17 protein-coding genes and 1 tRNA gene are annotated in these 18,631 nt (G+C 35.8%); 16 read left to right on the top strand and 2 right to left on the bottom strand.

Going from position 1 to position 18,631, the window contains the following annotated elements:
- Positions 1-51: 51 nt before the first annotated feature.
- The 11 genes from leuS to ACP3T3_RS12305 all read left to right on the top strand — a co-directional run bounded on the left by leuS (position 52) and on the right by ACP3T3_RS12305 (position 12,473).
- The gene (leuS, locus tag ACP3T3_RS12355; protein WP_426476160.1) at positions 52-2,865 is read left to right on the top strand and encodes a leucine--tRNA ligase; all 2,814 of its coding nucleotides are present in this window, start codon (positions 52-54) and stop codon (positions 2,863-2,865) included.
- Between the two features lie 240 nt (positions 2,866-3,105).
- A complete protein-coding gene (locus ACP3T3_RS12350; protein ID WP_047373530.1) occupies positions 3,106-3,969 on the top strand; it encodes a MotA/TolQ/ExbB proton channel family protein in 864 nt (287 codons plus the stop codon).
- Positions 3,970-4,030: 61 nt separating this feature from the next.
- Positions 4,031-4,639, top strand: coding sequence for an ExbD/TolR family protein (locus ACP3T3_RS12345; RefSeq protein ID WP_426476159.1), 609 nt, complete (start codon positions 4,031-4,033; stop codon positions 4,637-4,639).
- A gap of 11 nt (positions 4,640-4,650) precedes the next feature.
- Complete coding sequence (locus tag ACP3T3_RS12340; RefSeq protein WP_426476158.1) at positions 4,651-5,217, top strand: ExbD/TolR family protein; 567 nt, start codon at positions 4,651-4,653, stop codon at positions 5,215-5,217.
- Between the two features lie 28 nt (positions 5,218-5,245).
- On the top strand, positions 5,246-6,085 hold the full coding sequence (locus ACP3T3_RS12335; RefSeq protein ID WP_426476157.1) for an energy transducer TonB: 840 nt from the start codon (positions 5,246-5,248) through the stop codon (positions 6,083-6,085).
- Between the two features lie 75 nt (positions 6,086-6,160).
- A complete protein-coding gene (locus ACP3T3_RS12330) occupies positions 6,161-6,358 on the top strand; it encodes a DUF308 domain-containing protein (protein ID WP_172617109.1) in 198 nt (65 codons plus the stop codon).
- On the top strand, positions 6,348-7,220 hold the full coding sequence (locus tag ACP3T3_RS12325) for a PstS family phosphate ABC transporter substrate-binding protein (RefSeq protein ID WP_426476156.1): 873 nt from the start codon (positions 6,348-6,350) through the stop codon (positions 7,218-7,220). The genes ACP3T3_RS12330 and ACP3T3_RS12325 overlap by 11 nt, the downstream gene beginning before the upstream one ends.
- Before the next feature lie 91 nt (positions 7,221-7,311).
- Positions 7,312-8,964: a tetratricopeptide repeat protein gene (locus tag ACP3T3_RS12320; RefSeq protein WP_426476155.1), complete on the top strand. Its 1,653-nt coding sequence runs from the start codon at positions 7,312-7,314 to the stop codon at positions 8,962-8,964.
- An 82-nt stretch (positions 8,965-9,046) separates the two neighbouring features.
- Complete coding sequence (bshB1, locus tag ACP3T3_RS12315; RefSeq protein ID WP_426476154.1) at positions 9,047-9,766, top strand: bacillithiol biosynthesis deacetylase BshB1; 720 nt, start codon at positions 9,047-9,049, stop codon at positions 9,764-9,766.
- 36 nt (positions 9,767-9,802) lie between these two features.
- Positions 9,803-9,878: transfer RNA gene (locus tag ACP3T3_RS12310), tRNA-His, on the top strand.
- Between the two features lie 258 nt (positions 9,879-10,136).
- Positions 10,137-12,473, top strand: coding sequence for a hypothetical protein (locus ACP3T3_RS12305; protein WP_426476153.1), 2,337 nt, complete (start codon positions 10,137-10,139; stop codon positions 12,471-12,473).
- Positions 12,474-12,666: 193 nt separating this feature from the next.
- Here the strand turns inward: ACP3T3_RS12305 and ACP3T3_RS12300 are convergent, their stop codons facing one another.
- Both ACP3T3_RS12300 and ACP3T3_RS12295 read right to left on the bottom strand, forming a co-directional pair.
- The gene (locus tag ACP3T3_RS12300; protein ID WP_027375472.1) at positions 12,667-13,002 is read right to left on the bottom strand and encodes a DUF3276 family protein; all 336 of its coding nucleotides are present in this window, start codon (positions 13,000-13,002) and stop codon (positions 12,667-12,669) included.
- A gap of 99 nt (positions 13,003-13,101) precedes the next feature.
- Positions 13,102-14,763 (bottom strand): ABC transporter ATP-binding protein, encoded by a 1,662-nt coding sequence (locus tag ACP3T3_RS12295; protein WP_426476152.1) that lies wholly within the window; start codon positions 14,761-14,763, stop codon positions 13,102-13,104.
- Positions 14,764-14,854: 91 nt separating this feature from the next.
- Here ACP3T3_RS12295 and ACP3T3_RS12290 point away from each other — a divergent pair, with 91 nt between their 5' ends.
- The 5 genes from ACP3T3_RS12290 (at position 14,855) to ACP3T3_RS12270 (ending at position 18,619) form a co-directional block, all read left to right on the top strand.
- The gene (locus ACP3T3_RS12290; RefSeq protein WP_426476151.1) at positions 14,855-15,760 is read left to right on the top strand and encodes a transcription antitermination protein NusB; all 906 of its coding nucleotides are present in this window, start codon (positions 14,855-14,857) and stop codon (positions 15,758-15,760) included.
- Position 15,761: 1 nt separating this feature from the next.
- Positions 15,762-16,268 (top strand): DUF1573 domain-containing protein, encoded by a 507-nt coding sequence (locus ACP3T3_RS12285; RefSeq protein WP_426476150.1) that lies wholly within the window; start codon positions 15,762-15,764, stop codon positions 16,266-16,268.
- Positions 16,269-16,278: 10 nt separating this feature from the next.
- Entirely contained in the window at positions 16,279-16,641 is a 363-nt protein-coding gene (yajC, locus tag ACP3T3_RS12280) for a preprotein translocase subunit YajC (protein ID WP_426476149.1), read from the top strand.
- 131 nt (positions 16,642-16,772) lie between these two features.
- The gene (locus tag ACP3T3_RS12275; RefSeq protein ID WP_426476148.1) at positions 16,773-17,507 is read left to right on the top strand and encodes an SDR family NAD(P)-dependent oxidoreductase; all 735 of its coding nucleotides are present in this window, start codon (positions 16,773-16,775) and stop codon (positions 17,505-17,507) included.
- Positions 17,508-17,773: 266 nt separating this feature from the next.
- Positions 17,774-18,619 carry a mechanosensitive ion channel family protein gene (locus tag ACP3T3_RS12270; RefSeq protein ID WP_426476147.1) on the top strand — a complete coding sequence of 282 codons (846 nt, stop codon included), beginning with the start codon at positions 17,774-17,776 and terminating at the stop codon, positions 18,617-18,619.
- The last annotated feature ends 12 nt before the right edge of the window (positions 18,620-18,631 follow it).

The following is an 18,631-nucleotide window of genomic DNA, read 5'->3' as shown; positions in this document are numbered from 1 at the left end:
ATCTTGTCAAAAAGAAAAATAATTCAGTCTAACATATAACATATATATAAAGTGTTTTACGATCATCAGCAGATAGAAAAAAAGTGGCAGAAATACTGGGAGGAAAATCAAACCTATAAAACCTCTAATAACACAGACAAACCTAAGTTTTATGTACTCGATATGTTTCCGTATCCATCAGGAGCAGGACTTCACGTAGGTCACCCGCTGGGATATATTGCATCGGATATCTATGCGAGATACAAAAGACACCAGGGGTTTAATGTACTCCACCCGGTAGGATATGACAGCTTTGGACTTCCTGCTGAGCAATATGCTATTCAGACAGGACAGCATCCGGCGATTACGACGGAACAGAATATCAACAGATACGAAGAGCAGCTGAAAAAAATTGGCTTCTCATTCGACTGGAGCAGAGAAGTAAGAACTTCAGACGCTTCTTATTATAAATGGACGCAGTGGATTTTCATCCAGTTGTACCACTCCTGGTATAATAAAAATACGGATAAGGCAGAATCTATTGATTCATTGATTCAGCATTTTGAAGAAAAAGGGACAGAAGGTTTAAATGCCAATCAGAATGATGAATTAAACTTTACTGCAGAAGAGTGGAAGAATGCTTCCGATATTGATAAAGAAGATATCCTGTTAAACTACCGTCTTGCTTACAGAGCAGAAACCACGGTGAATTGGTGCCCTGCATTAGGAACTGTATTGGCTAATGATGAAGTGAAAGATGGAAAATCCGAAAGAGGAGGATTCCCGGTATTCCAAAAGAAAATGATGCAGTGGAGTATGAGGATTTCTGCATACTCTGAAAGATTATTACAGGGATTAAATACATTAGACTGGCCACAGCCGTTGAAAGATTCTCAGGACCACTGGATCGGAAAATCTCAGGGAGCGCAGGTTCAGTTCAAAGTAGAAGGCTATGACGAAACGGTTGAGGTGTTTACGACAAGACCTGATACCATCTTTGGAGCTACCTTTATGGTGCTGGCTCCGGAAAATCCTTTGGTGGAAACCATTACTACTGCTGCACAAAAAGCAGAAGTAGATACTTATATTGAAGAAACTTCCAAAAAAACGGAGAGAGACAGAATGTCTGACGTGAAAAACGTAAGTGGGGCTTTCACCGGAAGTTATGCCATCAATCCGTTCAGCAATGAAAAAATGCCGATCTATATTTCCGATTATGTATTGATGGGATATGGAACAGGGGCGGTTATGGCAGTTCCTGCACACGATGAGCGTGATCACAGGTTTGCGAAGAAATTTAATCTTGAAATCAAGAAAGTGGTAGAAACTGAAGAAGACGTTCAGGAAAAATCTTTTGATTCCAAAGATTCCGTTTGTGTAAATTCTGATTTCTTAAACGGATTACATTATAATGAAGCAAAAGCAAAAATGATTTCCGAGATCGAAGCAAAAGAAATCGGTCATGGAACTACAAACTACAGACAGCGTGATGCTATTTTCTCAAGACAGCGTTATTGGGGAGAACCAGTTCCTATATATTATAAGGATGGGATGCCCTACACATTGCCAACATCCGCTTTACCGTTAGAACTTCCTGAAGTTGAAAAATATTTACCTACAGAAGACGGAGATCCGCCATTAGGAAACGCAAAAGAATTTGCCTGGGATGAAACCAACCAGAAAGTAGTGGCTACAGATCTTATTGATGATATAACCATTTTCCCGTTAGAATTATCTACAATGCCGGGTTGGGCAGGAAGCTCATGGTACTTCCTTAGATATATGGATCCTAATGATGAAGAAACTTTTGTTAAAAAAGAACTGGCAGATTATTGGGGACAGGTAGACTTATATATAGGAGGAAGCGAGCATGCAACCGGCCATTTATTATATTCCCGTTTCTGGAACATGTTCTTAAAAGACAGAGGATATATCAGCCATGATGAGCCATTCCAGAAATTGATTAACCAGGGGATGATCTTAGGGATGAGCGCATTTGTATACAGAATTGACGGGACTAATCAATATGTATCTAAAAATTTAGCAAAAGACTACCAGACTCAGCAGATCCACGTAGACGTATCCTTATTAAAAGGTACCTCTGACGAATTGGATACTGAAGCCTTCAAAGCATGGAGACCTGATTATGCTAATGCAGAATTTATTCTGGAAGACGGAAAATACATCACAGACCGTGAAGTAGAAAAAATGTCCAAGTCAAAATATAATGTAGTAAACCCTGATGATATCTGTGATGAATACGGAGCCGACGGTTTAAGACTATATGAAATGTTCCTGGGACCATTAGAACAATCTAAGCCTTGGAATACACAGGGATTAAGCGGAGTATATGGTTTCCTTAAAAAATTCTGGAACCTGTATTTCAATGGGGAAGTATTTGAAGTTTCAGACGAAGAACCTACAAAAGCAGAACACAAAGTTTTGCATACCTTAATAAAGAAGGTAGTTTATGATATTGAAAATTTCTCTTTCAATACTTCAGTATCATCCTTTATGATCGCTGTGAACGAGCTGCAGAAAATAAAATGCAGCAAGCGCAATATTTTAGAGCCGCTAGCCGTTATCATTTCTCCGTATGCTCCTCACATCTGTGAAGAATTGTGGAGTTTATTAGGGCACGGTACATCGATAGAATTTGAAAAATTCCCGGCATTGAATGAGGATTATCTGGTTGAAGACGAAATTGAGTATCCGGTAAGCGTAAACGGTAAAATGAAGTTCAAAATTTCACTTTCCGCTCAATTATCTGCCAAGGAAGTAGAAGATTTGGTGATTTCTAATGAGAAAATGCAACAAATTTTGGAAGGTAAAACCCCTAAAAAAATCATTGTAGTCCCTCACCGTATTGTGAATATCGTAATTTAAAAAAAAATTAACATTGGGAAATTAAAAAAAATGGGTGTCTTATTTTTATGATTTTTTAATTCAAATGTTAAATTTGGATAAAATAAATAAAATAATTTAAAATAATTATTATTTCGAAATCGTATTAAATTTTCTTTATCAAAAAAAAGCAAAATGTTTAATTAAGACTCTTGCATTTTAATTAATTTTGCCTTTAATTTACACCCTGTAAAATTTTAAAACAATATAATTTAGTTAAATATGGAAATGAATGTTTCAAAAAATGATGAGCAAGTAGTTGCTAGAAAGGCAGGAGGTTTAAATCCAGCTGTTATTATTCCTATTCTATTTATTATAGGAGTATGTATTTATTTATTCGTTCTTGGGAGCCCAGGAAACTTTAAAGATGCAGACAAACTAGGAAGTGGTTCTGTAGCTTTTTCAAGTGTTGAAGGAAAAGACATTCACCCAGAATCGTTTTTAGGTATTATCTACAAAGGAGGGGTTATTGTACCAATCTTGATTACTTTCATGATTACGGTAATCGTTTTCTCTTTTGAAAGATATTTCGTTCTTGGTAAAGCAGCTGGAAAAGGAAACTTAGACAACTTCGTTGTACAAGTAAGAAGCTTACTTAACCAAAACAAAATTGACGAAGCTATCGAAGAGTGTGACAGACAACAAGGTTCTGTTGGTAACGTAGTAAAAGAAGGTCTTACTACTTACAAAGCACTTTCTCACGATACTACATTAAATAAGGAGCAGAAAATGGTAGCGCTTAACAAAGCTATCGAAGAAGCTACTACTCTTGAGATGCCAATGCTTGAGAAAAACATGATGATCCTTTCTACTTTAGGTACTGTTGCAACATTAGTAGCACTACTTGGAACGGTAATCGGGATGATCAAGGCGTTCTTCGCATTAGGTTCAGGAGGAGGTACTCCGGATGCTGCTGCTCTATCTACTGGTATCTCTGAAGCCTTGATCAACACGGCATTAGGTATTGGTACTTCAGCAATCGCTATTATCCTTTATAACTTCTTTACATCTAAAATTGACGGATTAACTTACAAGATCGATGAGATCTCTATGAGTATCCAACAATCTTTCGCTGAATTCAACTAAGAATTAGCAAGATATTTGCATTAGCAATTAAAAGAAGTTTAATTAAAAATATTTTATAATAATGGCGAGAGTCAAACCAAAAAGACATGGAGTAATTACGGACATGACTGCAATGTGTGACGTTGCGTTCCTACTCCTTACGTTCTTTATCTTGACCACTCAGTTTAAAAAACCTGACGTGGAGCAGATCAAACCGCCATCTTCAATTTCGGAAAAATTGCTTCCTGATGCTAGTTTAATGACTATCAATGCTACTCCGGACGGAAAATTCTATTTCCAGCCAGTAGACAATGCATCAGAAAGACTTGCTCTTTTGGAAAAAATGGGACAAAAGTACGGCGTTACTTTTGACAACAACCAAAAAGCAGCTTTCCAGAAAGTTCAGGCAATTGGAGTTCCAATGAACCAGCTTAAAGGTTATTTGGATATGCCTGCAGATGAGCAGAAAAATTATAAGAGTCCTACAGGAATTCCTATGGACAGTACAAATAAACAATTAATTGATTGGGTAAAAGAAAGTTTGAGCGTTAACCCTGACTACAAGTTAGCTATTAAAGGTGACGTTACAACGCAGTATCCTAAAGTTAAAAGTCTATTTGAGGGTTTAAGAGATATTGATTTTCTTAAATTTTGGTTGATTACATCACAAGAAGGTAAACCTAACGAATAATATCGATAGAAATGGCAGAAGTACAAGTACAAGAGAAAGGCGGCAAGGGCGGCAAGGTCCGTTCCAAGAAGCAAAGTACCAGAGTCGATATGACTCCGATGGTGGACTTGGGTTTTCTATTGATTACCTTCTTTATGTTCACAACTACGTTCAGTAAACCGAACGTTATGGATTTGGGTCTTCCGGCTAAACCGAAAGATGAAACAAAAAAACCACCTCCAACAGAAATTAAACTTTCGAACTCAATTTCTATCTTATTAGGAAAAAATAACAGAGTGTTTTGGCACCAGCAGGATGCAACTTCCTTGAATGACCAGACTCTTATGGAAACTACTCTTGATAGAGAAGGAATTAGAAAAGTAATTCAGCAGGCAAAATCTAGAGCTGCAGATCAAAGTAAATTTACCGTGATCATTAAGCCAACTGATGATGCTATATATAAGAACTTTGTTGATATTCTTGATGAAATGGCAATTACCAAAAGTGAGCAGTACGGGGTTACTGATATCAAGCCTTGGGAAAAAGCGATTTACGAGAAAAAAGTAGGAGGTGCTGCTGCACCGGCTGCTACAAAGTAATTTAACCATAAAATTGTATATCTAATCTATGGCAGATGAAAATGTATACGGTCAGAATCTTACTTTAGACGAGATCGTATTTGAAAATAGAAACAAGGAATATGGTGCCTATGATCTTAGACATCAGTATCCGAGACTTTTAACTAAGTCTTTTATCATCGGAACAGCATTATTCCTTTTGGCAGCTTTGTCTCCGTTCATCTATCTTACGATTAAAAATCTTACAGCTCCTCCTAAACAAGAAGTAAAGGCAGATCTGGTAGATATTATCGAGGAAGAACCGATTATCGAGCAGCCTAAAGAAGAAGAACCACCACCACCTCCGCCTCCAAAAGAGGAAGAGAAAATCGAAGTGATTCAGAACGTGGTTCCAGAGCCTGTAAAAGCTCCGAAAATTGAAACACCACCACCGCCGATTTCTAAGCAGTTGGAAACTACAACTGGTTTGAATAATCAGGAGGGGGTAAAAGCTCCGGCTTATACACCACCACCGCCGCCACCATCTACAGGTACTAAAGCTAGTACAGTAGAAGTGAAAGCGAACAACCCGAACGAGATCTATAAAGATGTTGACCAGTCTGCAGAATATCCTGGAGGTATGGGAGCATTAAGAAAGTTCTTGGGAGATAACTTCGATACATCTTTGATGGAAGGAGGTGAAGGAACACTTAAAGCTAAGCTTAAGTTCGTTGTAGAAAAAGACGGAACTGTATCTGCGGTTACCATTGAAGAGAAATCTCCAAATGCTGACTTCAACAGTGAAGCTGTACGTGTAGTTAAGAAACTTAAAAAATGGACTCCTGCGAAAAGAAACGGGGAGAGCGTTAGGTCTTACTATAGCGTACCATTTACGATGAACTTTGAATAAGACTTATTTATTCAAAATATAAATAAAAAGAGAAGCATATGCTTCTCTTTTTATTTTTTTTGGTATTTTTGTTACATGATGTTCAATTGGTTATCCCTGGTTACGGGATTGTTTTATATCGTTTTAGGAATTGTAGTGATTGTCTATAAATTCTTCTTTACTATTTTAGAGCCTGCTGTTGCCTATGCATTAGGAGTAGTACTGGTTATTTATGGTATTTTCAGAATTTACAGAGCAATCTCAAGAATTAAAAAATCGAGAAATGAAGAATAGTTTCAAGCTTGCAGTAATTTTTGTGTTAAGCATAATACTGGCTGGCTGTAAAAAGGAGAAAAATACTCCTTCCTATCACAAAGGTGATCTTACAATTTATACTGACGAATCTTTTCAAAGCGTTACAGAAGCATTAGCCGAAGGCTATATGATCAATTATCCTGAAACACACATTAAAGTAGAAACCAAGAAAGAAGATTTAGGACTTCTTGATCTTCTGAAAGGAAATGCCAAGGTGATTGTGATGTCCAGAAATCTTAATCCTGAAGAAATAAAAACATATGAGGAAAGAACAGATTTGAAGTTTCTTCCTGCTAAATTTGCTGCAGATGCAGTAGTTTTTGTTGTTCCTAAAGATTCACCGAAAGAAAGTATCTCCATGGAGGAAATCAATAACGGGCTGATATCTGATAAAAAGGAATTTATCTTTGATGGAACTAATTCCAGTAATCTGAATTTTGTCGCTGGAAAATTTAAAAAACAGCCAAAAGACCTGAAATTTTCCATTATTCCGGGAAATCAGAAGATTATAGAGGAATTAGGAAAATATCCTGATAAAATAGGGGTTATTGGGCTTAATACTTTTAGCCGTCCTTATGATAAAACTTCAGAAAAATTGAGAGAAATGGTAAAGGTGCTTCCTGTAGTAGATAAAGGGAAATCATATAATGCAGATTTTGAAGGACTACGTACTATGGAATATCCGTTTACAAGAGTACTGTATTTTCTTATTAACGAAGGTAATTTTAATATTGCCAATGGATTTATAAGATTTTCGTGTACCCATTTAGGTCAGAAAATTGTACAGAAAGAAGGCTTGCAGCCTTATAACCTGTATAAAAGAGAAGTGCAAATGCGTTAAAAAAAATTAAATTCACAATTTATCCCTATTAAAAATATTGATTTGGTCTGAAAATTGTGTAGAATATAACTCAATTATTAGAAAATATAAAATGAAAGATATAATGAATATGAATGTAAAGAAGATTGCTTTTGGAGCAGCCGTGGTATTTTTTACCGGTTTTGCCTCTGCACAGACATTGCAGGATGGTATTAACAGTATAGACAGTGATAAATTTGCGCAGGCAAAAACAAACTTCACTGAAATGATCGCTAAAGAGCCTACAGCTGAAAACTACTTCTATTTAGGAAATACTTTCTTAAGACAAGGAGAACCGGATTATGCTAAGGCGATTGAAAGTTTCAACAAAGGACTGGCTGCTGACGGTAAAAGCTATCTGAATAAAATTGGTTTAGCTGCAGTTAAATTAGGTAAGGGTGATAAAAATGCTGTTGCTGAAATTCAAAAAGTAGTTACTGATTCCAGAGAAAAAGATGCTGAAGTTCTGTTCAGAGCTGCAGAAGCTTTAACTTTATTTGAGAAAAACAATTCACCGGATCTGGCTATCCAGTTTTTGACTAAAGCTATTGAGAAAGCTGAGAAAAAAGGAGTTCCTGCACATTATTATTATACATTAGGAGATGCTTACAGATTGAAAAGATCTCCTGGAGAAGCAATGTCGGCTTACGACAAGGCTTTACCTGTAGCTAAAAATAAAGCTTCCGTTTACACAAGAATGGCTACTTTATGGATGGCTGCACAAGTATGGCAAAAAGCCAAAGAAAGTGTTGATAAAGCAATTGCTGTAGACCCTACTTATGCTCCTGCATATAAGGCATTAGCTGGTTACGATATTAGATACCAACAGAACGCAAAAGCTACACAAGATCTTATCAACTATACCAAATATGCTGATGAAGATCCATATACTCAATTAGAAATTGCAAAATTATACTTCACAAATGAAGATTATGCAAATTCTAAAATGGTATTAGATAAGATTTTTGATAAAATCGATGATCCTATTAAGTTCAAGTTAAGAGCTTACAATGCATATGCAGATAAAAATTATGCAGATGCTAAACAAAATATGGATACTTTCGTTTCTCAGGCTGAGAAGACAAGAGTATTACCTGCTGACCAAGGTTTACAGGGACTTATTGCTGCTGGTTTAGCAAAAGATGAAAAGGATGCTGCTAAAAAATCTGCTTTAATGGCTGAAGCTCAGCAAAAAGTGGGTATTGCAAAAGCTGCAAAAGATGAAACAATGAAGTGGGATCTTGAATTGGCTAACATCGCAGGTGGTGGAGGTGCTTCACAAGCTGAGGCTGATAAAGGACCAACTAACCCTACTATTGAAGCATTGAAAAAACAAGTAGCGGCTAACAGCCAGGACTCTGATGCTCTGTTTAAGCTGGCAACAGCTTACCAAGATGCTAAAAACTGGAACGGAGCTATCCTTACTTGGCAGAAAATGTCTGCACTTCTTCCTGACTGGGCACCGGCGTATTACAGCCAGGGGTATTCTTACCAGCAGGCAGGAAATAATGATGCTGCAAAAATTGCTTATGAGAAATTCATCAGTACAGTAAAACCTGCTGACCAGGAAGCGAACAAGCAGACTCTTGCGTATGCTTACTTTGCCGTAGCTTATATGAGTAAAGATTCTGATGTTGCAAAAGCAAAAGATTATGTAGCTAAGTCTTTACAGCTGGATCCTACTTATCAGGATGCTGTAAAATTAAATGCTGAAATCAATAAATAATTTAAAATTTAAATTATAGCTATTAAAACTTCCCATTCATAATGTTTGGGAAGTTTTTATTTTAAACCCTATCTTTGAATATATGAAAACTGATATACTTGCTTTTGGTGCACACCCTGACGATGTAGAACTTGGATGTGGCGGAACTATTGCTAAAATGGTTTCTGAAGGAAAAAAATGTGTTGTTGTAGATCTTACAAAAGGAGAACTCGGAACAAGGGGGACCGATGAAACCAGAAAAGCTGAAGCAGCAGATGCCGCCAAAATTTTAGGGCTTTCCGCACGAGAGAACCTTGGAATGAAGGATGGCTTTTTGGTAAATTCGGAAGAATACCAGATGAGGATTGTGAAAATGATCCGCAAATACAGGCCGGAAATCGTTTTGGCCAATGCTATTGATGATAGACATCCCGATCATGCGAAAGGAGCGAAATTAGTATCGGATGCGTGCTTTTTATCCGGACTGAGAAAAATTGAGACTGTATTAGAAGGAGAACCTCAGGAAGTGTGGAGACCTAAACATGTATTTCATTATATTCAGTGGAAAGATATTAAACCTGAATTTGTAATTGACATCTCAGAACATCTTAATACCAAGCTTGAAGCCTGCATGGCATATAAAACTCAGTTTTATGACCCATCTTCTAAAGAACCTGAGACGCCGATTACCACAAAAGACTTTTATGAAAGCTTGACGTACCGCGCACAGGATTTAGGGCGATTATCGGGAGTTACTTATGCTGAGGGTTTTACGTCTGAGAAGTTAATTTCTTTGAAAAATTTTGATGGAATTGTTTGGTAGTTGACGAAAATGTCCTATATTTGCACTCAGAAAAACGGTGATTGTAGCTCAGTTGGTTAGAGCGTCGGATTGTGGTTCCGAAGGTCGTGGGTTCGAGACCCATCATTCACCCAAAGAAAGTACACTTTTTGAAAGTGTACTTTTTTATTTTGTACTATTTTCAGCAGCTGCTGAAAATTTCTTTTTTCTACTTTTTTCTCCAAAATTTTTCACGCATTACGTTTTATATTCTTAGCAGACACATAAAAATGGTATTCTTTACTCCTTTTAAATAAATTTATGGATTAGATGGCTGAAACTTTTATATTTGTTTAGCTAAATCACGAGATGTAATTCTCGTTAAATTATCTCAAAAACCAAAACTATTACGATGAAAAAATTCTTTACAATTCTCACTTTATTATTTGTACTAACATTTTATGCTCAATCTTACTATAAAAATATGTTTGATGAGAAGCATTATGATACATCATTAGGTAATTCAGATAGCCCTGATCAGGCTGAGTTTTCTTGGGGGGTGCCTGCTCATATGGAAGCATTAGTATTAATGTATGAAAAGACAAAAGAAGAAAAATATGCTAAAACCTTAATTAAGTGCATGGGAAATGTGATTGATCGAAGAGATGATCTTAGAGGTCAGGTGCCGGGATTAAGTCAGATTTTTGATTATCGTCATGTTTCAGGTGCCGCATGGTCCACTAATCATTACAATGCCACAACAGATATAGGGTTGCCTTATTCTCATTTAGTGCATAGTGCTAATATTACATATCCTATGGCTAAGTTTGCAGCTATTGTTAAAAATGATGGTAGCATTCAAAATATATTATATCAATCAGGTGGTCGTTATAATGGAATGACTTTTAAAGATATTGCTGATGATCTTAAACAAAAGGTAAAAGAAACGCTTCTTTATCATAAAGACCAGTGGTTTACGGAGTATAATTCTAATCCTAATGATAGTATAGGTTATTATAAAGAAAGAGATTCTATTAATCCTAACAATAACCCTCCAATAAATTATAAAAGCGTAATAGCTCCCTTTAATATGCAAAGCTCTATGGGACGGGTTTTGGTACAAATGTATAAAGCAACAGATGATCAAAATTATCTTAAACAGCTTAATAAAATTGCTAATTTCTTAAAATTAAATACCTCTGTTAACAGTAATCTAGGGTCATATACTTGGAGATATTGGAACCATTTTAATTTACGTGATGATATATCCCACGCAGGCTTAACGGTGAGCTTTCCATATGAATGCTTTAAATATAATATAAAGAATAGCACCAACGATTCTCTTTATACATCTTTAGATATGAAGAGATATGTTAAAAGTTTTACAAAAGATATTTATCAGGGACCTTTATCAATCAATGATGCAGTGAATTATAACGGGTTAAAATGGAATATTAAATATAGTACTATAAATAATGTTTCAACGGATATTAATACCAAATATGATTCATACGTTTCTTACATGTGGCTATATCTATCCTCGGAATATGATAAAAAAATATATCAGATAATTGCAGACTTACAAGCGGCAAAAAATTATTATGATCATATTAATGTAGAAGGGTCATCTTTGACATTGGCGCTTTTAGCAAATTATGAAAACTTTATAGTACCTGTGAATACTTATCATTTGTGGGGAGAAGATTCTGATTGGAGAGGTGTTGCAAAGGGGAATTTTGATGACGATGATGACGATGAGTTTGTGAAAATCAGGAATTATGATGGGTTGATAGGTACTCTGGAACCTTATGGTAAGAGTTTCCGTACTGTTACAAACAGCATAGTCTATAATGGCTCCTACAATTGGAAAGGCTTGGGTGCTGGTGATTTCTTTGGGGATAATAAAAGCGAAATTATTGCATTGAGTGATCATACTGATTTTAATAAGAATGGCTTTTATATTTTTAAAATTGAAAATAACCAAATCGTTGAGCATTCAAAATTTATAGGTTTTGGAGCAGAGTCAGATTGGGTGGGAATTACTGCCGGGAATTTTATCAGTGGAGGGAAAGATGATTTTGTTGCTGTCCGAAATTATAATAAAGAAGTAAGAGTATATCAATTTAATGGTACTGACCCTGAATTGGTCTATTTTAATCAGCTCAATCTGCCTGCAAATTCTAAAATTAAAGCAGTTGCGGCTGGTAATCTTGACGGCGTTGGTAAAGATGAAATTGTATTGCTTATTGATGCTGATGACTATATGCAGAATGGTGTATATGCATATAGTATTGATGATAATGGAGTAATGACATTGATTGATAAATCTATAGGATTTGGCGCGGCTTCAGATTGGAAAGGATTAGCTGTTGGAAATCTTGATGGAGATGGAGCAGATGAAATTATTGCTCACAGAAACTTTGATGGAGATTATAAAGTTTTTAAAATGAAAGAATCAAATGGAATTAAGTTTTTAGATAATATTGGAATTGAAAGCTTCCCAGTATTGCAAACCAAGAACAATGTTATGTGTTTTGGAAACTTTGATCTAAGTTCAAAAAATGATGAACTGGTTACTCTTAGAAAAGATGGTGGCATAGTGATGTTTTCAGCCGCGAAAGTTGTCAAAAATCCTCCTGCAGCCGGTAAACAATCAGATCCATGTCAGAATGAGCAGCCGGAAGTGTTATTCAGCTTTCTGAAATCAGCATTTAAAAAAGAGTCAAAAGAAATAATATCAGCAAGATAGGGAAATCAGTATGACGAATTTTAAATATAAATATTAAAATAAAATTCAATAGAAACGGGCTTTAGCCCATTTTTTTGTAATAAATCAGTTACAAAGTATCATTATTACTAAAAGATTCCGGTTGAACTGCCGGATTTCAGCCCATAAAAAAAGCATCTTTTTCAGATGCTTGTGTTTTTAGAATATTCTTTTATTAAACTTCGTCGTCAGAATCAATCGTGAAAGATCTGCTTTTGAAGTCTTTGTCATGTTTTTCTGAAATTACATCCTCACCCTTTTCATTAATGATGAAATCTGTGGACTCATTAAACATCTCCTGGAAACTCTTAAAATCTTCCTTATAAAGGTAAATTTTATGCTTCTCGAATGTAGCTTCCCCATTCTCTCCGAAATTCTTCTTACTCTCAGTGATGGTAAGATAATAATCTCCTGCTTTCGTCTCGCGCACATCAAAGAAATAAGTTCTTCTCCCTGCTTTTAACACCTTCGTGAAAATCTCATTTTCATGGCGTTCCTTGTATTCACTCATTGTTAGATATTTTTTAATCTTGTTAAGAACAAATATAAAAGAATTCTTTTAATCACAAAATTTTTTTTATGATTTATTTAACAATTGAGAACGAAATGGCTATGCAGTTACAGAATTGGCAATTTCGGTCAGGTTGATAATTTGATGGGCTTTTTGAGCGCTAGACTCTCTGTGTGTGATAATTATGGAAGTAGCATTACTGATTTTTTTATCAATATTTTCCAGAATATTCTGCTCCGTTTCAGTGTCTAAAGCCGACAGCGAATCGTCAAAAATAATGATATTAGGGTCTTTTATTAACGCTCTTGCGATACAAATTCTTTGCTTTTGTCCCCCCGAAAGCATGACCCCGCGTTCACCTACTAGTGTTTTATATTGATCTTTAAACTCTACAATATTTTTGTGAACATCTGCAATATGGGCATACTCTACCACTTTCTCATGAGAAGGATGATCAATGGCAAAACCAATGTTATTTTCGATAGAATCAGAAAATAAATAGCTCTCCTGTGGAATATATCCAATGAAGTTTCTGTAGTTATCCAGATTATGATCTTTCAGGCTTTTACCGTCAACTAGGATTTCTCCTTCACTAGGATCTATCAGTCTGCATAAAAGTAAGGCAATCGTTGATTTTCCGCTTCCGGTTTTACCCATAATCGCTAAAGATTCTCCCGCTTTTACTTTAAAGCTTAAATTATCCAGGGCTTTGATTCCCGTATTGGGATATACATAAGAAACATTTCTGAACTCTATATCTCCTTTAATAGGATAATTCTCAAAATTAGTGTTAACGATCTCAGATTTCTTATCCATAAATTCATTGATTCTCTGCATAGATGCTTCTGCTCTTTGATTCACAGAAGTTACCCATCCTACCATAGAGAAAGGAAAAATAAGGGTGTTGATATACATAAAGAAATCTGCAATCTTACCGATGCTTAATTCTCCCGCAATATACTTAGCGCCGCCAATCCAGATGATAGCAACATTTAGCAATCCGATTACAAAAAGAATAATGGTAAAAAAATAGGCCTCTGTTTTGGCTAGATCCAAAGCCTTGTTCTGATAGTCAGTAACTTTGATTCCATAATTTTTTTCGATATATTTTTCTCTGGCGAAAAATTTTACCACACGGATTCCGGAAAAGCTGTCCTGGACAAAAGTTGAAATAGCAGACTGGCTTTTCTGCATAATTTTCGACTTTTTATTGATGATTGAACTTACTTTATAAATGGCATAAGATAAAATAGGAAGCGGAAGTAAAGTCCACATGGTCATGGAAGCATCCGTTTTTACCATATAAATAGCCGTGATCACTACAAGGACAATTAGGTTGGCCACATACATCACGCCGGGGCCAAGGTACATTCTTACCGCCACCACATCTTCACTCAATCTGTTCATTAAGTCTCCGATGGTGGTCTGTTTATAATCTGTTAAAGATAAATCCTGATAATGTCGGTAAATTTTATTTTTAAGCTCATATTCTATCCTTCTGGAAGCAACAATGATAGTCTGCCTCATCATAAAGGTGAAAAATCCGGTTAAAAGAGAACATCCTACAATAATTCCAACATAGATTAAGACCTGCTGGTTAAAGCCCAGATTCCCACTTTTGGTAAGTTCATCTACGGATTTTCCTACAAACTGAACCTTATATATATTGAAGAAATTACTGGCAATGATAAAGAGTACCCCCCAAAACAGTAGTATTTTGTGTTTCCAAAAATAAGGGTTTAAGGTTTTTAGCGCTTTCATATAGTTTGACAAAATTACAAAAATGTCATCACATTACGAATTTCATCAATTTTAAATTTTGTATCTTTGCACCCATAAAAAAGCTCTTTGAATGTTAGGAAGACGACAAATCCGTGAAAAAGTAGTACAAACCGTGTATTCATACTACCAAAATCCTGTAAAATTTGATGTTTTAGAGAAAAATATGTTTACCGGGATAGAGAAAATCTATTATCTGTACATCTACCAGCTTAATTTTTTGGTAGCCCTGAAAGAACTGGCCGAAAATCAGATTGAGATTGGAAAGAATAAATTTCTTAAAACTGATGCTGATATCAATCCTAACCAAAAATTCATCAACAACCAGGTGTTGCTTAAACTGGAAGAAAATCCTGAAAGATTATTTTTTACCGGTCAGCACAAGCAATTGAAATGGGATATGCATGATGATTTATTGGTAAAAACTTTCCAGAGGATCACTGCAGGAAAACGTTATCAGGATTTCATGAAAGAAGAAGGATACTCTTTTGAAGAAGATCAGAAATTTATTGGTAAATTATTCCTGAGATATATTGCTGAAAATGATGATTTTCATGATTATTTAGGAGATAAGGAACTTTCATGGTATGATGATATTCATATTGCCAATTCAATGGTACAGAAAACAATTGGTTTCCTGAGAGAGGATGAAGAAAGCAGAACTTTGATCAAGATGATTAAAGATGAAGAAGATAAAACTTTCGCGGCAAAACTGTTGAGAGATACGCTGAACAACTGGGAAAACAACGAAAAGAAACTGGAAGAAAGACTTGAGAACTGGGATCTGGAAAGAGTTTCTTTAATGGATAAGGTAATTTTGTCTACAGCGATTACTGAACTTGACAACTTTGCTTTCACGCCTTCAAGAGTCATCATTAATGAATATATTGAAATTGCAAAAGTGTTTGCCACAGACCGTTCCAATATCTTCATCAATGGAATTTTAGATAAATATTGTAAAGATCAAAATAGAATATAAAATGAAAAAGACGTTATCAATTATCGCCTTGTCAATTATAGGCTTTGGGTTAGTTTCATGTAAAAAAGAAAACAAAGAAACTCAAAGTACTGAGACTGCAACTACCGATTCTACAGCTGTTGCGGCTCCGGTAACTACAGATTCTGCAGCAGCACCAGTAACAGGTGAAGCAGCAGCACCGGTTTCTAACAAGCCATCTACTTCCGTTGCTTTATCTGAAAATAGCTTCGATTTTGGGAAAATCAAAAAAGGAGACAAAGTAGAGCATGTATATGAAGTTACCAATACAGGAAAAAACCCATTAATTATTTCTGAAGTTAAGCCAGGATGCGGTTGTACTGCTCCAGACTTTACAAAAGAACCGATTATGCCTGGTAAAAAAGGAAAAGTTACTTTGCACTTTGACTCTTCAAGCTTTGACGGAAACGTTCAGAAGTATGCAGATGTTTTCGCAAACGTAGAAAAATCTCCAATAAGATTAACGTTCACGGCGAACATTCAACCATAATATTTAAAATATGTTAACACTATTTTTACAGGCAGCAGGTGGATCTTCACCTATGATGCTGATCATGATGGGGGTAATGTTTGTTGGGTTTTATTTCCTGATGATCAGACCTCAGATGAGAAAACAGAAACAGGAAAAAAACTTTCAGGAAAACCTTAAAGTTGGAACAAGAGTAGTTCTTACATCAGGTCTCCACGGAAGAATTGCTCAGGTTCAGGATGACGGTTTCGTAATCGAAACTTTATCCGGAAAACTGAAGTTTGAAAAAGCAGCAGTTTCAAGAGAAATGACTGAAGCCCGTTTTGGAGATAAAGCAAAATCTGCGGATAAAACAGATGACAAAAAAGAAACAGCAACTGAAGAAAAGAAATAATTCAGTCTGAAAATATTTAGATGCGGCGGGTGAACGAAGTTCACCCGCCGCAATTTATTTGTACAATAAGTTGGCCCACTTGTCAAAGCAATTAGAGAAATTAGTGTTTAATAAAAAATTATCTTTGCTGTATGAATCAAAACGCAAATAAAACAGTTCTTATTCTGGGCGCCAATTCGGATGTAGCAAAACAATGTATAAAGCAGTATCTTGAAAAAGGATTTTCAATAATGGCTGCTTCCCGAAATACAACATCTCTGAATGATTTTATCCGCTCAAATAATCTGGATCGTTCAAAAGTTTCTGTTTTGTATTTTGATGCTGCTGATTTTGATTCTCATCATCAGTTTTATTCCAATCTTCCTGTAAAACCTCATATTGTAGTCTATGCTGCAGGCTTTTTAGTAGACAATCAAAAAGCTCTCACTGATTTCAAAGGCGCAAAACAAATGATGGAAGTCAATTACATGGGCGGAGTGTCCATTCTGAGTATTATTGCAATGGATAAGGGCAATAAGAACCTGGAAAGGATTGTTGGGCTCTCTTCATTATCAGGAGTAAGAGGAAGAAAAAGTAATTTTGTCTACGGAAGTACAAAGGCTGCATTTACCCAGTTTCTCGCAGGGTTGAGACAAGAACTGGCTTCCCGTAAGATCACTGTGAATGCTTTGGTAATCGGTTATATCAGGACAAAAATCAATGAAGGGCTGGAATTGAATGAATCTCTGATCATGGAACCTGATTATGTGGCGAAATTTATTGTCAATGCAGGGAAATCATTTATCATTGTTCCGGGCTTAAAATGGAAGATTATTTACCATATTCTTAGACTTTTACCGGAAAGTTTAGCTGCAAAATTACCTTAAGTAATATTTTATTAATGTTATTTTTTCTTATGGCTGCCACTTCGGTATCGTTTTTGTAATTCTATGACCCGAAAATTATTTCTTCCTGCAAGATTCAATTTCTGAATGATTATTGAATAAAGCTGAAATATTCTGCTCAGCTGCCAATCTTATTTTCAAGGATAAATATAATTTACTTTCACTCATACAGTGGAAGCAAATTTCTTTTTTCAAATCCTGCAGGAGATGCCAATATCTATTCATAGTAAAATATATACAATACAAAAATGGACGATTTAGAATTGAACAAAATTCAACAACACTGGGATACGTTAATCTCTTCAGCCATTTCATGGGCACCGAGAATTTTTACTGCAGTCATTTCTGCATTATTAATTTATCTGATTGGATCGTGGATGATAAGAATGATTAAGAAACTGGTTCAAAAAGCTTTCAAAAAACGAAATATGGAAGCTTCACTGCAGCACTTTCTTTTAAATATGATCAATTGGGGACTTAATATTTTGTTGTTTATCGTTGTTGTAACGCAGCTGGGAGTACAGACTTCTGCATTTGTTGCCATGATTGGTGCCGCAGGTCTGGCAGTAGGTTTAGCGTTACAGGGATCATTAACGAATTTTGCAGGTGGAATTTTAATTTTATTACTAAAGCCTTTTAAAATTGGTGATTTTATTTCTACCAATTCAGGAGTTTCAGGAACTGTAGATGCAATAGATATTTTTCATACGAAACTGGTCACTCCACAAAACCACCTGATTGTTATTCCTAACGGGGTGGTTTCAAACAATAGTATTACCAATTTTACTCAGCTAGGAACAAGAAGAACCTCGTTGGACATCGGAGTTGCCTATGATGCAGATCTTAAGCATACGAAGCAGATTCTAATGGAAGTCATTAAAAATAATCAGTACGCCCTTACAGCACCTGCGCCACAAGTAGTGGTTACCGAACTTGGAGAAAGTGCCATCAATTTATCAGTAAGGGTAAGTGCTTCCACGGAAAACTTCTGGACGATGAATGAAGAACTGATTATTGGTTGTAAAGAAGCTCTTGACAATGCAGGAATCGGAATCCCTTTTCCACAGAGAGATATACATGTTTACAACAAGTAGAATAATATCAAA

The organism is Chryseobacterium sp. CBSDS_008, from assembly GCF_049959325.1.
In the GTDB taxonomy this organism is placed as follows: Bacteria; Bacteroidota; Bacteroidia; order Flavobacteriales; family Weeksellaceae; genus Chryseobacterium.
This window is presented reverse-complemented; position numbering and strand designations above follow the sequence as displayed.